Here is an 867-nt window from a genome sequence, read left to right on the forward strand (position 1 = left end):
GGCGGGGTGTCCCGTTTCTCCCTCTCTCTCTTTTTCTATCTCTTTCTCTAACTCTATCTCTATCTCTGGTGGACGAATGTCGGACAAATGTCCGCCTTTTGTCCGGGGCGGTAAAAGTGCCTTGTTTTCCAGCCTTGCAGCCCGTTTTCGCTCGGCTTCGGTAGAGGACTGTCCTATCATCAGCTCAATATCGGTCATATAAAAAGCCCCGCTGTCAAGCTGCTCCACAAGCCCCAACTGCCGGAAAATCTCTAAAGCCCTCTCAACCGTCCCTATCTGGTGGCGGGTCAGTGTCGCTATCATCTGCGCTGTGTAGGGGATATGCTCGTCAAGCTGCAACTTCCCGCCGTTTTTCAGCGATTTTAAGTACAGCTTCAAGAGGATATTGGAATATAAAATCCCGTCTTTCATATCTTCCAGCAGCACAATGGAGTCGCTGTCAAAAAAATTCTCTTTCAGCTTGAGGTAGTAATACTTGCGGTTATCTGCCATTGTCCCTGTCCTCCTTTTTCCGGCGTTTGGAGTAGTAGCGGGGGCAGAGTATGATAACCGCCCGGAAGCTCTGCTTGCAGCTATGGGTACAGCCCCGGCAGAGGTCGTTGTATGTGATACGGTCGCAGGTGGTATTCCCGACTTTCACTTGCCGCAGGAAAAAAGACCATTCCAGCCGCCGTTTCTTGCTCATTCTTGGCATGGGTGCGCTCCTTTCTGCCGTTTCCGCTGGTGTGACGGTATCGGCGGTAATTCTGTATCATCTCGGTATCATTTTCGGGGTTTTTCTGCCCTGTAAGCCCGTTAAAAAATCCTTTGGTATTGCGGGTAGAGTACGGGGCAGCCCCCTTGTTCTGTATGGGTTCGGGTACATTT

At 50.7% G+C, this 867-nt stretch carries 2 protein-coding genes; both read right to left on the bottom strand.

What is annotated here, in order from left to right; all coding sequences use genetic code 11:
• On the bottom strand, positions 1-492 hold a 492-nt coding region (locus tag DXD12_RS15090; RefSeq protein ID WP_182457103.1), incomplete at its 3' end, for a phage replisome organizer N-terminal domain-containing protein.
• Positions 482-694: a hypothetical protein gene (locus DXD12_RS15095; protein WP_005927784.1), complete on the bottom strand. Its 213-nt coding sequence runs from the start codon at positions 692-694 to the stop codon at positions 482-484. The genes DXD12_RS15095 and DXD12_RS15090, both read right to left, overlap by 11 nt.
• Between the last annotated feature and the right edge of the window lie 173 nt (positions 695-867).

The sequence above is a fragment of the Clostridium sp. TF11-13AC genome (genome assembly GCF_003481065.1).
Taxonomy (GTDB): domain Bacteria; phylum Bacillota; class Clostridia; order Lachnospirales; family Lachnospiraceae; genus Otoolea; species Otoolea fessa.

Bases quoted from the DNA above. Each gene is read 5' to 3' on its own strand.
- DXD12_RS15095 (WP_005927784.1), bottom strand. From the start codon at position 694: ATGCCAAGAATGAGCAAGAAACGGCGGCTGGAATGGTCTTTTTTCCTG.